This is a genomic window from Corynebacterium renale (assembly GCF_002563965.1).
GTDB lineage: Bacteria > Actinomycetota > Actinomycetes > Mycobacteriales > Mycobacteriaceae > Corynebacterium > Corynebacterium renale.
The window spans coordinates 1,939,939-1,952,507 of the sequence record NZ_PDJF01000001.1; the positions used below are offsets into that span (position 1 = coordinate 1,939,939).

13 protein-coding genes are annotated in these 12,569 nt (G+C 55.8%); 9 read left to right on the forward strand and 4 right to left on the reverse strand.

The window, feature by feature from the left end; genetic code table 11:
* The first annotated feature begins 67 nt into the window (after nt 1-67).
* On the forward strand, nt 68-1,561 hold the full coding sequence (gene lnt / locus ATK06_RS09085; RefSeq protein WP_231913505.1) for an apolipoprotein N-acyltransferase: 1,494 nt from the start codon (nt 68-70) through the stop codon (nt 1,559-1,561).
* 15 nt (nt 1,562-1,576) lie between these two features.
* Nucleotides 1,577-2,380: a polyprenol monophosphomannose synthase gene (locus ATK06_RS09090; RefSeq protein WP_048381733.1), complete on the forward strand. Its 804-nt coding sequence runs from the start codon at nt 1,577-1,579 to the stop codon at nt 2,378-2,380.
* A 76-nt stretch (nt 2,381-2,456) separates the two neighbouring features.
* Here ATK06_RS09090 and ATK06_RS09095 read toward each other — a convergent pair whose 3' ends face one another.
* Nucleotides 2,457-2,840, reverse strand: a complete 384-nt coding sequence (locus ATK06_RS09095; protein ID WP_048381998.1) for an RNA polymerase-binding protein RbpA — start codon at nt 2,838-2,840, stop codon at nt 2,457-2,459.
* 135 nt (nt 2,841-2,975) lie between these two features.
* Between ATK06_RS09095 and ATK06_RS09100 the strand changes: the two genes are divergently transcribed.
* The 3 genes from ATK06_RS09100 to ATK06_RS09110 are packed head-to-tail and all read left to right on the forward strand — an operon-like array spanning nt 2,976 to nt 4,189.
* On the forward strand, nt 2,976-3,308 hold the full coding sequence (locus ATK06_RS09100; protein ID WP_231913504.1) for a hypothetical protein: 333 nt from the start codon (nt 2,976-2,978) through the stop codon (nt 3,306-3,308).
* Between the two features lie 6 nt (nt 3,309-3,314).
* Nucleotides 3,315-4,004 carry a YceI family protein gene (locus tag ATK06_RS09105; RefSeq protein WP_048381735.1) on the forward strand — a complete coding sequence of 230 codons (690 nt, stop codon included), beginning with the start codon at nt 3,315-3,317 and terminating at the stop codon, nt 4,002-4,004.
* Complete coding sequence (locus tag ATK06_RS09110) at nt 4,004-4,189, forward strand: hypothetical protein (protein ID WP_048381737.1); 186 nt, start codon at nt 4,004-4,006, stop codon at nt 4,187-4,189. The genes ATK06_RS09105 and ATK06_RS09110 overlap by 1 nt, the downstream gene beginning before the upstream one ends.
* Nucleotides 4,190-4,398: 209 nt before the next feature.
* Here ATK06_RS09110 and ATK06_RS09115 read toward each other — a convergent pair whose 3' ends face one another.
* Nucleotides 4,399-5,298: a hypothetical protein gene (locus tag ATK06_RS09115; RefSeq protein WP_048381740.1), complete on the reverse strand. Its 900-nt coding sequence runs from the start codon at nt 5,296-5,298 to the stop codon at nt 4,399-4,401.
* A gap of 149 nt (nt 5,299-5,447) precedes the next feature.
* On the opposite strand from ATK06_RS09115, the gene ATK06_RS09120 reads away from it, so the two are divergent.
* Nucleotides 5,448-5,933, forward strand: coding sequence for a phosphoribosyltransferase (locus ATK06_RS09120; RefSeq protein ID WP_048381742.1), 486 nt, complete (start codon nt 5,448-5,450; stop codon nt 5,931-5,933).
* Between the two features lie 70 nt (nt 5,934-6,003).
* Here ATK06_RS09120 and ATK06_RS09125 read toward each other — a convergent pair whose 3' ends face one another.
* Nucleotides 6,004-7,311: an SAM-dependent methyltransferase gene (locus ATK06_RS09125; RefSeq protein WP_048381745.1), complete on the reverse strand. Its 1,308-nt coding sequence runs from the start codon at nt 7,309-7,311 to the stop codon at nt 6,004-6,006.
* 247 nt (nt 7,312-7,558) lie between these two features.
* On the opposite strand from ATK06_RS09125, the gene ATK06_RS09130 reads away from it, so the two are divergent.
* Entirely contained in the window at nt 7,559-8,953 is a 1,395-nt protein-coding gene (locus ATK06_RS09130) for an NAD(P)/FAD-dependent oxidoreductase (RefSeq protein ID WP_098389221.1), read from the forward strand.
* A 98-nt stretch (nt 8,954-9,051) separates the two neighbouring features.
* Here ATK06_RS09130 and ATK06_RS09135 read toward each other — a convergent pair whose 3' ends face one another.
* Nucleotides 9,052-9,729 (reverse strand): class I SAM-dependent methyltransferase, encoded by a 678-nt coding sequence (locus ATK06_RS09135; protein ID WP_083986207.1) that lies wholly within the window; start codon nt 9,727-9,729, stop codon nt 9,052-9,054.
* Between the two features lie 133 nt (nt 9,730-9,862).
* Between ATK06_RS09135 and corA the strand changes: the two genes are divergently transcribed.
* Both corA and gndA read left to right on the forward strand, forming a co-directional pair.
* A complete protein-coding gene (gene corA, locus ATK06_RS09140; RefSeq protein ID WP_098389222.1) occupies nt 9,863-11,008 on the forward strand; it encodes a magnesium/cobalt transporter CorA in 1,146 nt (381 codons plus the stop codon).
* Between the two features lie 88 nt (nt 11,009-11,096).
* Nucleotides 11,097-12,551, forward strand: a complete 1,455-nt coding sequence (gene gndA / locus ATK06_RS09145; protein ID WP_098389223.1) for an NADP-dependent phosphogluconate dehydrogenase — start codon at nt 11,097-11,099, stop codon at nt 12,549-12,551.
* The last annotated feature ends 18 nt before the right edge of the window (nt 12,552-12,569 follow it).

The window sequence follows — 12,569 nt, forward strand, 5'->3', positions numbered from 1 at the left end:
ACGCCTCCCATGGTTTTCGCTTGAATTCTTTGGCAGAGCCAATGCCGTCGCGCTCGGAGGCGTCTGCGTGTATGCGTCCTATGAGCCCCTCGGATGGTGGTGGGCGGCTCTGATCGGCTTGAGCCTACTCACTGCCGGCTTAATTCCGTGGACCGCTAAGACTGGGCCCAGCGGTAGTCAAGGTGCGTTTCTTGGTTGGGTCTTCGGGTTAGTTACCTACCTTTTGTTGCTGCCGTGGATAGGGGAGTTTGTAGGCCAGCTGCCATACGTTGCTCTGGCGCTAGCATGCTCCCTGTATAGCCTTCTCATGGGCTGCATCGGCGCGCTACTTTTGCGCCATCACTGGGGCATAATCATCTTTCCTTTCTGGTTCGTCGCAACCGAGTTTTTCGTATCCTCGTGGCCATTCGGTGGCTTCGCCTGGGTCCGTGTTGCCTGGGGGCAGATCGAAGGTCCGCTAGCAGGTTTCGCTCGTTGGGGTGGTCCAGCGTTGGTGACCTTCTGGGCCACCGCGATAGCTGTGTGGCTGGTTGCAGCCATCCTTTGCCGGCCAACATCGCGCCGGGGCTTTGCCGTAGCCACTGCCGTATTCGCAGTCATCGCAGTGATTCAACCACTACTTATAATAGCGACCGCCGCGGACCCAGTGGGCTCTACGAAGGTAGCGGCTGTGCAGGGCAATGTGCCCCGCATGGGGCTAGATTTTAACGCTCAGCGTAGAGCAGTTTTGGCGAACCATGTGCGCGAGACACAGAAGATTGATACGCCTGTGGACATCGTCGTATGGCCGGAAAATTCTTCAGATGTAAATCCTTATCAGGACAAAGAAGCCGCAGACCTCATCCGCCAAGCGTCGGCTGCGGTCAACGCTCCAATCCTGGTGGGAACAATTACTGTCGACGACGTCGGCCCCCGCAACACTATGACGGTGATTAATCCTGATTACGCTGCCAGCAGTATTGGCCCATTTTCCCAGATGGAAGAGTTTCACCACAAGAAGTACTTGCAGCCATTCGGGGAGACTATGCCGATGCGTGAATTTTTCCGGCTCTTCTCATCGTATGTCGATCAGGCCGGTAATTTTCAGCCTGGTGAAGGTGATGGGGTAGTCCGCATCGGCGGCATCGCCTTGGGCATTGCTACCTGTTTTGAGGTCATTTTTGATCAGGCGTACCGGGAGGCAGTCCGTAACGGCGCCCAGCTTCTTGCTACGCCGACAAACAATGCCACGTTTGGGTTTACCGATATGACTTACCAGCAACTTGCTATGAGCCGGATGCGCGCTATTGAGTTGGACCGCGCCGTTGTGGTAGCTGCTACATCCGGTGTATCTGCGATCGTGGAACCGGATGGCTCTGTACTTGAATCCACTGAGATTTTTGAGGCCAACAATCTCGTTGCGGAACTTCCGTTGAAAGATTCCGTCACCCCGGCGGCAAGGTTCGGTTATTGGGTTCAGTTAGTTCTCGTTATGATAGGAGTGTTTGGCGCCGCTATCGTCATTGGTCTGTGGTGGCGCAGCAAGAATAAAGGCCAGCGTGCCCGTAGGCGCCGTATATGATAAAGGAGTTTGCCTGTGGCTAAACCGAGTGACAAGACCTTGGTCATCATTCCGACGTATAACGAATTAGAAAATGTATCGTTGATCGTCGGTCGTGTGCGCGCTGCCTGCCCAACGGTTGACATCCTTGTGGTCGATGACAACAGCCCGGATGGCACCGGCGACAGGGCAGATGAGCTGGCTGCTGAAGACTCGAACATCCATGTCTTGCACCGCGAGGGCAAAGGTGGCCTGCTCGGCGCCTATCTAGCAGGCTTTGAGTGGGGGCTTGACCGTGATTACACCGTACTGTGCGAGATGGATGCAGATGGTTCCCACGCACCTGAGCAACTACATCTTTTGTTAGAGCAAATTGACGAGGGCGCTGATCTGGTGATCGGTTCCCGCTACGTTCCCGGCGGCAAGGTTGTCAACTGGCCCGCAAAGCGGTACTGGTTGTCCAAACTCGGTAACATCTACATTTCTGCAGCGTTGGGCGCCGGTCTATCCGACATGACCGCAGGTTATCGCGCTTTCCGACGCGAGCTTCTGGAAGACCTCGACTTCGACGCTCTTTCGGCAGCTGGTTACATTTTCCAGGTCGATGTGGCGTTCCGAGCTGTGGAGGCCGGTTACGACGTGCGTGAAGTGCCAATTACGTTCACCGAGCGCGAAATCGGCGAATCGAAGCTTGACGGCAGCTTTGTCAAGGACTCTCTGTTTGAGGTCACAAAGTGGGGCTTGAAGCATCGTGGGCAACAGATTCGTGACTTAGGTTCGGAAATGTCCCGCCTTGTAGGCCGCGAGATTAAAGAACGCACGAAGAAATTCTCCAGCTAACACGTCTGCGGCATAGAGTAAGGGCCAGCGCTTGGTGAAGCGCTGGCCCTTTCGTCGCAAAGCACGAGAGCGTTACTTATTCTGCGGCGGCTTCCTCTTCTTTTTGCTGCTTGAGCAGACGGGTAGCCTCACGACGACGCTTACGGAGTGCCTCGATACGTTCTTCCAAGAGCTCGTCGAGTTCCTCGAGCGAACGGCGCTCACGGAGCATATCCCAGTGCGTACGAGCCGGCTTATCGGGCTTTGCTTCGACACCTTCACCTTCGATGAGGGTGCCTTCTTGGCCGTTCTTACACAGCCAAGTGGCGGGAATTTCGGCGTCATCGGCAAAAGGAACGTCAAAGATTTCACCTGATGGGGTACGGTATTTAACCATCTGGCGTGGCGCAAGATCGTGATCACGATCGGTTTCATAACTTACCGCTCCCATGCGGCTACCCCGAAGTACGCGATCTGCCATGGTCATCAGTCCCTTCTATCATCCAACTGTTGCTACAGAGTATAACGGAGCACCCACTGAGTTTGTTCCCGCGGTCCACGTGCGTTTTAACCGTAGGTGGGGGAGTTTAACAGTACGTCGGTTATGATAAGACAGATGAAGAATCCTACGACGAAGCCGCCACAGTGTGCGTGGTGTGGGGCTGAGATTGCATCCGCCGGACGTGGGCGTCCACGGAAGTATTGCTCTGCCTCATGCAAACAACGCGCTTATGAACAGCGGCATAACGTAGTAGGGACTCAGATTCCAGATGATGCCGTCATCCTTGCAGCTGATAAGGCTGACCGCCTCCGCGACGGGCTGTTTGAGCTGCGGTGCGTTGCTGAAGATATACGGACTGCCGCCAATGAAGGAGCGACTGCAGAGGAAATGACAGCACTATGTCAGGAACTTGTAGACATGGCTCGGACGATTGAAAAGTTAAGGTAGGACTCTATGCGTCAGCGCAAACTCGTGACCACGATTTTCGTGGTTGCGATTATCCTCATTGCCACGGTCAGTGTGCTTCCCACCGTGATATCCGCGATGATGGGGCCAGGCGTAAAGACCGAAGGCCTCTCAGCAAAAAATGCCTCGCCAGCGGAAACAGAACTGGACGGGGAGTGGTCGATCGTGCAGGGCAGCGGTGATAATACAACGTCCGTAGGGTATACGTTCCACGAGGTGCTACCAGGTGACAAACGCATTACTTCAGGATCGACGCAACACGTCGAGGGGTCGGTCACGATTTCTGGAGAAACCCTTACCGCAGGCGAAGTCATTGTAGATATGCAGAAGGTCGCGTCCGACAATGAACGCCGTGACATTAACGTTCGTATGAAAGTTCTCGAGACGGACACATTTCCAACAGCTGAATTTCACGTCACCCGACCAGTCGAACTCTCACACATCCCGGCTGATGGCACAACTGGCACCGCAGAACTCACCGGTGAATTGACGATTCACGGAGTGACACAGGAAGTCACCACCGATGTAGAGGCGCTTCGCGACGGCACGCGCCTCATCGTGAGCGGCGACGTCCCAATCACGCGTTCGCAGTTCGATGTAGAGACTCCTGATTTCATCGCCGCGTCTATTGACGATCAAGGCGAGTTGAACATTCGGTTAGCTATGGAAAAGAAATAATGATTCCTGCGCGTATCATTCCAGTCCTGTGGATTCGCTTTCTCGTCATTCTCGCATTCCTGGTGTGGGTGACTACACAACAGCAATGGCTCTTCGTAGCAATCGCAGCCATTCTGGTCGCGATCACGGGGTTCCAGATTGCCGGAGCGTATCGGGCGAAACGCGAAGCCAGGCGCGACGCCTAAGGCCTCACTAAAGCCTGTACATGTCGGGACGGTTCATTCAAGTTTAAGCATGAACTTTCTAGGCGCTGGAATACGCCTCTAATTACGTCACGTTACGTAATTAGAGGCGTATTCGCGGTCGCACCTAAATTAGCCCCCGGTCAGCCATCCATCCAGAATTGTCCGATAATGTACATTATGTCAACTAAGGCCTGGCCGCTCGGGTGACACTACTCAACAACTGGAACCCACACAGCAAACTCGTCTCCCCGCCCGGCCTCTACAGCCTTCTTCCATTCTTGCTCCGTTCCGCCAGCGACAGATACCGGCATTGACCAGTGAACCTCGCCTGGACCGTAGCCGCCGACGGAAGCCGTCAGGAATCCGAGCGCACTTACATACACCGCATCCCAGTCCGCTACAGCGTCGGACCAACGCCGAACATCGTGTGGGCCGTCGATAGTAAAGATCCGGGCGTTCTCAATCCCTTCAACGCCATAGACTGTCACAGACTCTCCGGCTGGCAGGTTGACATAATATCCGCCCCACCACATGCGAGTCACCGAACCGTCGGCGAGCTTAATGCCGGTAACTCCGGCGACGCTTAAGTCTTGGCCGTGAGTATCACGGACCGTTGCGGGGACAATTTCCTGCGGACTAGACAAAGCCTGCAAAGCCCCAACGCTCTCTAGATACTCACCACAACGCTGCAAAGCGGGATCTAGCTCCGCGCAGGCAGCAATACGTTCTGAGCTCGTATGTTCGTGCCACCGAACCATATGGTTTGCCACTCGCGCAACAATCCGACGCGTTTTCACCTCTGCTCCCCCTTCGAGCGGGACAGACAATCCCATCGCGCACGCGCGGGCTGCCGGCCCCGATACATCAGGGGCATTGTTATCGGTTGCCCTGGCGAGAGCGTTGCCAATTTCATGGAGGAATTCCGCAAGTGTGCCTTGATCTTCGCGCCCGTAGCCGAAGTGCGCTAAGTAATCTAGGAGGAATACACGCCCACGTGCACTATGCAGAAGTTGTTCAGTCAATGGATATTGTGCTGCCCCCGCAGCTGCAGAATATTCAGCATCGACGCTGTTAGACGATTTTTTCGTTTGGTCTTCTTGGTGTGCCATACCCGAATAGTACTCGCATGCAAACTACCTTGTGAGGAGTTTCTTTGCCTATTACCCCCATCTGGGTAGGCATGGTTGACTCAACGCAGTCTCGCATGTTCGCCAGCGCTATTGTGCACTGTTCTGAAGCGGGGTGTTAATGTAGGTTCATGGACGAACAGCGCGAAAATTTGACCTATGAAACGTTTGGCACAGCAGTACGCGAACTCGCTGCCGACATCCTCGAGGACTACCAGCCAGACCTCATTCTCTCCATTGCACGTGGCGGCCTTCTCATCGGTGGCGCCCTAGGCTACGCGATGGACATCAAGAACGTTTCCGTTATCAACGTGGAGTTCTACACCGGCGTAGATGAGCGTCTTGAGCAGCCCGTAATGCTGCCGCCCACCCCGAAGGCAGTTGACCTGTCAGGTATGAAGGTTCTCATCGCTGATGACGTCGCAGATACCGGCGAGACGCTCAAACTCGTCCAAGACTACTGCGCCGAAACAGTCGCAGAATCGCGCACTGCAGTGATCTACGCAAAGTCTCGTTCCATCATTCAACCTGACTACGTGTGGAAGAAGACTGACCAGTGGATTAACTTCCCGTGGTCAGTATTGCCACCGGTCAACGCTGAGATCGAAAAACCTTAAATTCGCCACTATTTTTAGCGGTGACACAGAGCATACAGCTCAGTGTCACCGCGCCTGCGTCTCATGGGGTTCAGCGCGTACGAGGGGAACGGGTGGCCAGCGTAAACTGCACGGCGTCAATCATCTGCAGGTTCAACAGCGCTTGCTTGACTCCAAAGTAGTACTCCCAGAGTTTGCGGAAGACGGAATCAAATCCTTCCGCTGCGGCCTCTCTGGCGTTGCCTACGAAAAGCTTTGCTTGGAGTTCCGCACTATAGGCGTAGTGGATGCCAAAGTGATTCTCTGTCTCGATGTATAAACGGCTTGTCGCAGCAATGTCTTGTCGCACCTGGTCTAGCTGAGGATAGGACAGGGCGGGCCAGATGTATGCACGAATTGCATCCATACTTCTGATTCCGGACTGATTCAGTGCTGGCAGCGCAACCAAAGATTGCAGCCCTGCTCGCCCACCGGGGGCAAGAGTGCGGTCAATTATTGCCAGCATGCGCGACCGATCTCGTGGTGGCAATAGTTCGTATCGCTCTGTGGAGATAATGGCATCATAGCGACTACTCAGCTTAGCGGGAATAGTCTTTTCGGTTACCCCTATGTGCACAGCGTCATCGACGCCTTGTAGGACCAGTTGCTCCTTTAACCAGGAGGCCAATTCGCGGCGTGTAGTCATCGCATCCACGATTGCTCGTCGCTGGGCAGCCGCAGCCGTCACGGCGCCACTGTGAACGGGAAGCTCCAGCACTTGGGTGCCAGCACGAACTTCACATGCGTCAAGGAGCTTCTCGACGGCGCGAGCGTGTGCATCCCGAATATCTGCGCGCTCTACGTCAACGGGTGCAGACCATTCCGTGACGTCAGCGTAGGTGCTCTCCGAGACCTTGGTTCGAACGGTCGTAGGGACTCCAGAGGCGAACATGCCGCCATGGACGCTGAGCCCGTCAAAAGAAGTGAGTCCGACAAGAGCCGGGGGAATAATACCCTCGCCAGCTTCTTCTGATTCATCTGGCCGCACCTTCGACCGCGTCACAGTCCGAGGCTGGTAGCCCACACTGATGAGTTTCTCTAGGACATGCGCCAGATTTTCGGCCCGCCATTCCCCCGCCATCCAAGATTCGGCGAACCCTAACCAACCTGACTCTGCAATGCGATAAAACAGCGCTTCGTGCAGAACTTCGACATCGGGGTTGCCGGAAGGGTCCGTCGATAAGCCTGCTTTTGCGCACGCTCGGGCAAAGGCTGCTTCTGCTAGCCGGGCGCGGACAGTGATCCCGATCGAATCAGGAACGTGCGCCACGCCGGGCCATTGTTTCGGATCGACGTGCGAAAGGTGGGCGTCATCAGGGCGTGAAGAGTCAAGGATAGGCAATGACGGGATCGTTGGCATTGACACAGTCCTTTCAGTCCACGAGCGCGCCCGCGATGTTCCTGCGAGGTGCAGATTGTATGTTTGCGCGGACTTCAGGATAACCCCACACCCCACACTTCAGGCGAAGGCAAGCCGAGGGGACTTGAAAGACTAAGCTCTCTATCAGAGCTACACCCCCGCAGTACGGCCATACTGCTGGGGCGGTACACTACGTACTAAAGAAAGCTTCACACTCACACGCTATTTCTAGGAGACATAAACCAAAATGGCAGAAACCGTGCATCGCCCCAATAGTGACCGCCACCATGTAGTCATTATCGGATCAGGATTCGGCGGCATTACCGCAGCCAAAGAGCTGAAGAACGCTGACGTCGACGTCACTTTGATTGACCGCACCAACCACCACCTCTTCCAGCCTCTCCTCTACCAAGTAGCAACGGGCATGCTCGCTGCCGGCGAGATCGCGCCTTCTACCCGTCAGATCCTTTCGGACCAAGACAATGCCTCCGTCGTCATGGGCGAAGTCACGGACATTGACGTTGAGTCTCAGACCGTGACCGCGACTCTCGGCGATAATCAACGCACTTACTCCTACGACTCCCTGGTCGTGGCAGCAGGTGCAGGCCAGTCGTACTTTGGCAATGACCACTTCGCAGAATTTGCACCGGGCATGAAGAGCGTCGATGACGCCCTGGAGATTCGCGCACGCATCGTCGACGCGTTCGAGCGCGCTGAACTCATCAACGACCCTGCTGAGCGCGAACGCATCCTGACCTTCGTCATCGTGGGCGCTGGCCCAACGGGCGTCGAGCTCGCCGGCCAGATTGCAGAGATGGCACACCGCACTTTGCAGGGGTCCTACCGCAACTTCTCCCCTTCCGCCGCAAAGATTGTGCTTCTCGACGGCGCTCCCCAGGTCCTTCCCCCATTCGGTAAGCGACTCGGCCGCAAGGCTCAGCGTCAACTCGAGCGCATTGGCGTAACAGTCAAGCTTAACGCTATGGTCACCGACGTCAATGAAGACTCGGTAACCTACAAGACTGGCGACGAAGAGCACGTCATCAACAGCCGCTTTAAGATTTGGTCCGCAGGTGTCGCAGGTTCCCCTCTGGGCAAGCTTGTTGCGGACCAGGTGGGCGCCGAAACTGACCGTGGTGGTCGCGTCTTGGTTAACAAGGACCTCACTGTCGGCGATAAGAAGAATATCTTCATCGTCGGTGACATGATCAACCTGGATGGCCTGCCTGGCGTGGCCCAGGTTGCAATTCAGGGTGGCCAGTACGCCGCGGATGCGATCGCATTGGCAGCCGATGGCAAGGATCCAGCAGAGCTCGGTGACTTCGAGTACTTCGATAAGGGTTCGATGGCGACGGTCTCCCGCTTCTCTGCTGTCGTAAAGATGGGCAAGGTCGAGGTATCTGGCTTTATCGGCTGGATCCTTTGGTTGGCGGTTCACGTGATGTACCTGGTGGGTTACCGCAACCGCTTCACAGCTGCGTGGGCTTGGGGCCTGAATGCACTGAGCCGGAAGCGCTACAACTTGGAAACGTCGCAGCGCCAGAAAAATGCACGTACCGCAATTGAACGCTTGGCTAAACTGACTAAGAACGAAGAGGCGCCAATCGAGGTACGCGAAACCCGCACTTTCAACGGTAAGTAAGCCGTCTCTCGCAGCGAGATTACACTGCGAAGTAAAACCCCTGTTCCGTTAGCTCGGTAAGACGCTCACGGAACAGGGGTTCTCCCTTGCCCGGATATTTACGTCAGCGGGCGCAGGTGTTGTAGCAAGCCGGCGCTAGCAATTGTCGCTGGACGCGCCTCCGCCCCTTCCACAAGACCCGATTCTGCCGGTTTACGGAGCAGCGCCACCATGAAAGTGGAATCGTCCGTAAACGGCTGGACGTCCCAAGACGAAAACAGAAACTCCTGCTGCAAACCAGCGTTCTCGGCCATCTCCAGGAAACTGCCAAAGCTCCAATCCCGCCCTGGTCCCGAGCCATAACCTACGATCACCCGCCCGCCAGGTTTGGTGGCAGCCGCAAGGTTATCGACCACGAATTGTCTGCTTTCTGGGGCGATGAAACCCATCACATTACCCGCGGAGACGATTGCATCATACGTGTCGTGCGGGAGTGAGTCTTGCGCTAAGTCCCCCACGAACCACGTGGCGTCCGGGTGGTCTTCGCGTGCGTAGTCAATGAGAACCGGATCCACATCTGAGCCATGAGCATGGTGTCCATGGTCCTGAAGCCATCCTGCAATCCGGCCAGTACCGCACCCAGCATCCAAGATGGTAGAACCTGGCTGCACTAATGCGTGAACGAGCCGTGCTTCCCCATAAATATCTTTTCCTTGTTGCGCCATGGACCGCCAGCGTCGGGCGTAATTGTGAGAGTGATCGGGGTTTGCTGCAGTAATCTCTTTCCAGGTGCGCATAGGCACAAGTATGCCATAGGCGAAAGTGTGACCTATGATGCTTGAGGCGCCTCGTTCTACGCCACACTGTGCTAGAGCGCTGGCTTATCTTAGGCCCGTATCCGGGCTTTACCCTTCACAGGAAGGACTGCCTATGCAGCAGCGCAACCCCCGCAATCAGGGTCCACAAAAGAACCGGAGTTCGCTTTCGCGACCGACTCTTCGCCCTATTCCCCGAGTCCTCAAGGCCTCGCGCCCTGCTGCCGCAAAATCTGCGAAGGGTTCCAAACCTGCGTGGACTCCACTGACCGTTGAGGAAACGATCGGCCGGTGTCGTGTCTTCCGTGACGGCGTGTGCATGCCCACGGAATTTAGCCCGCAGGGTGCGCTCAACGAGGTGCGCGATTCGGGAGGTTTTGTCTGGTTAGACGTTCATAGCCCGGCCGAAGAGCACATGGAAAAGATTGCGGAGATGTTCGACATTGACGAGCTCATCGTTGAGGACGCCGTGCAAGCACACCAGCGCCCTAAGGTCGAACGTTATGAGGATCAGCTTTTCTTCGTGCTGCGTACGATTACGTATTCGGATTCTGAAGAAGTTCGCAACTCTCGTGACATTATCCAAACCGGTGAAGTCCAGATGGTAGTCAGCAAGGACTTCATCTTGACCATTCACCATGGCCAACCTGTCCCCGGACTGGTTGATCGACTTGATCGGAACATGGAAAATGAGGAACACACCCCTATCGCTCTAGGGTGGGAGGTCGCTGACCACATCGTGTCTGAGTACAACACGATCGTTGACAGTCTTGACGACGCCGTCGACAGCCTCGAAGAGGACGTCTTCTCCCCTGACTCCGATCTTGACATTCAGCCGATTTACCAGCTGAAGCGAGAAATTTTAGAGATGCGCCATGCAATCTCCCCGCTGGGAGCGGCGTTGAACGTACTTATCCACCAGGGCGATGTAGTCAACGAGGAATTGCGCACGTACTTCCGCGACGTCCTGGACAACCAGACGATTGCTCGCGACCAGGTTTCACAGTTCGACGAGCGACTGAGCTCGCTTATCGACGCCGCCGTAGCCAAGGTGAGCCTGCAGCAGAATATGGACATGCGACGTTTATCGGTCATCGTCGCGATGATCTCCGTGCCTACTTTGATCGCTGGTGTATATGGCATGAACTTCGACACAATGCCAGAACTGCATTGGCTGTTCGGCTACCCGATGGCATTAGGGTTGATGCTGCTCAGCGTAATTATCATTTACGTATTCTGTCGTCGCCGCAATTACATCTAGGTGGTGGTACCGCAGTAGCGGTTTTACACCTGGCAAAATGGTGCGACCATTGCGGGCAAGGTGCTTTTGTGCGTGTACGATATAACCTATGACTACTCCTGAGCAGAAAGCACATGTCGGCGTCGTAGGTCTTGCCGTCATGGGCTCAAACCTTGCACGTAATTTTGCTAATCACGGACACACAGTTGCGGTGTACAACCGCACTACCGCCAAGACGGACGCCTTCATGGAGGAATTTGGGGATACCGGAAACTTCATTCCATCCTCCACAATCGAGGAATTTGTCGCTTCCTTGGAGCGCCCACGCCGCGCGATCATCATGGTGCAGGCAGGTAAAGCAACCGATGCTGTCATCGAGCAGCTAGCCGATGCCATGGAAGAAGACGACATCATCGTCGACGGCGGAAACGCCTTGTACACAGACACTATTCGCCGTGAGAAAGAAATCTCTGCCCGAGGCCTACACTTCGTCGGAACCGGTATTTCCGGCGGTGAGGAAGGCGCATTGAACGGCCCCTCTATTATGCCTGGCGGTACCGAGAAGTCCTACGAATCCCTCGGCCCTCTGCTGGAAGACATCTCCGCGAAGGTTGACGGCACCCCCTGCTGCACCCACATCGGCCCAGACGGCGCAGGCCACTTTGTCAAGATGGTCCACAATGGCATCGAGTATGCAGACATGCAGGTCATCGGCGAGGCATACCACCTGCTACGCTACGGCGCAGGCTTGGAACCAGCCGAGATTGCCGACATCTTCGCGCAGTGGAATGAGGGAGACCTCGATTCCTACCTCATTGAGATTACCGCTGAAGTGCTCAAGCAAGTTGATGCAGAGACCGGTAAACCATTCATCGACGTCATTGTTGACCAAGCCGGCCAGAAGGGCACCGGTCGTTGGACCGTGAAGGCGGCCCTGGACTTGGGCATCCCCGTTACTGGCATCGGCGAAGCCGTGTTTGCCCGTGCACTGTCTAGCGCTGCGTCTCAGCGTGCAGCAGCGCAGGACAAACTTCCGGCAGGACACACCACTACCCTGGCAGATCTCGGAATTAAGACCGAAGATTTCGTGGAGGACGTTCGCCGCGCCCTGTACGCTTCCAAGTTGGTCGCATACGCGCAAGGCTTCGACGAAATCGCCGCTGGTTCTGAAGAACACGGCTGGAACGTGGACCCGCGCGACTTGGCACGCATCTGGCGTGGCGGTTGCATCATCCGTGCAAAGTTCCTGAACCGCATCGTAGAGGCTTACGACGAGAACCCAGATGTCGAGTCCCTGCTGCTTGCCCCTTACTTCACCCAGCAAGTTGCAGACTCCGTGGACGCATGGCGCCGGGTCGTCGTCGCTGCAACGCAGATTGGTCTGCCAATTCCAGTATTCGCGTCTTCATTGTCGTACTACGATTCGCTACGTTCCCACCGCCTGCCGGCCGCACTGATCCAAGGTCAGCGTGACTTCTTCGGTGCGCACACTTACGGGCGTGTTGACCGCGAAGGCACCTTCCACACCCTGTGGTCCGGCGACCGCACCGAAATCGAGGCATAGACCACTATTTCCATCTGA